Origin of the sequence: Collinsella aerofaciens (assembly GCF_015553355.1) — a bacterium.
In the GTDB taxonomy this organism is placed as follows: domain Bacteria; phylum Actinomycetota; class Coriobacteriia; order Coriobacteriales; family Coriobacteriaceae; genus Collinsella; species Collinsella aerofaciens_V.
This window is the reverse complement of the sequence record NZ_JADNGN010000068.1, coordinates 1-1,249: the sequence shown is the minus strand read 5'-3', so window position 1 is coordinate 1,249 and position 1,249 is coordinate 1. Positions and strand designations below refer to the sequence as shown.

The following is a 1,249-nucleotide window of genomic DNA, read 5'->3' as shown; positions in this document are numbered from 1 at the left end:
CGTTATAACCGTCACTCTGCAGTGATTTGATTTTTGCATCACCAAGGAACTCCTTCAACACATTTCTGTTCCTGCCTCCATGTTTCTGTACACCTTTATCATCCGTTGTATCCTCGTAGAAGAAGATGACTATACGCGCTTTTCTGTTTACCAGACACCACATATAGGTCTTTCGTTTCTTATTGTATGCGTGATAGCGGAGCCATGTCTCGTCCACATTCACGTTGGCACCGTCCTGAAGGGCAATCTTCTTGAGGGCAGGTATCAGCTTATTGAGCTGCATGGCACCTTTGTCGGCCCAGTTCAGCAGGTTCTGCACAGAGGTGTTCCAGTCCATATCCGACAGACGGTTCTTTGCCTCCCTGTATGCCGGTGTTGACATCTGGAAGCGGTTAAACATCAGATACGAGAGCATGTTTGCCGTAATGCTTGTACCCGGTACTATCTCGTCATAAAGGCTTGCCCGGACGTCATCCTTCATAGGAAGGAACATGCTTTCAATCCTGCCGTCGGCATGCTTCACCTTAAGCACCTCAAAGTGATGTTCCTCAATGTAACTCACGATATTTCTTATTTTACGGTAACTTGACGATATCACTACAGAACCCTCAGGTAGCATTGTATAATCGGACTTGTGTATAATCGGTGTACCTACACAAGCCTTATTGTATGTCATTCCTTTCCTGTATGGTCTCTCCTTGGAAATAGGAGTGGCCGGAGCTTCCTGCATGCCGCATGATTCGGACGAGTCTGACTGTGGAGCCTCACTTGGAGGGGCTGTAGGAGTACCGTCAAAATCATCCTTGTCATCATGCTTCCCTTTTACGACCTTTTTACGGTCAATACCTTTGAGACTTTTGGAAGAGGCATAGGTCTGGGTGTTCATAAGTGAAAGACGCTCGACAAGGGCATTATGCTTCTTCTCAAGCTTTCTGTATTCCTTGTCGCGGAGCTTGTATTCAAGAACAACCTTCTCTGCATTGCTGTTTGCCTCAAGCAAGGCTTTCAAAAGAGAGGCATTCTCACGTTTGACTTCCTTCAGGTCTTTTCCTATTTCATCAAGCCGTGCTATCATTTCGTCAAGCTGCTTGCTCTTGCTCTGATTCTCCTCAAACAGGAACAGGGCGAACCTCTTTATCTGCTCATTATCCATACCTTCAAGGGGTGTATGCTCCTTTTCGGGTCTGTTCATCATCTCTTCAAGATGCTTGCGTCTGAGTGTATTTTCTATGAGTTCTTCCAGTTCCAT

1 protein-coding gene is annotated in these 1,249 nt (G+C 46.0%); it reads right to left on the bottom strand.

Annotated features, from left to right (window positions below):
- Positions 1-1,249, bottom strand: a 1,249-nt coding sequence (locus I2D57_RS09805) for an IS66 family transposase (RefSeq protein ID WP_195362347.1), incomplete at both ends; no start/stop codon positions are given.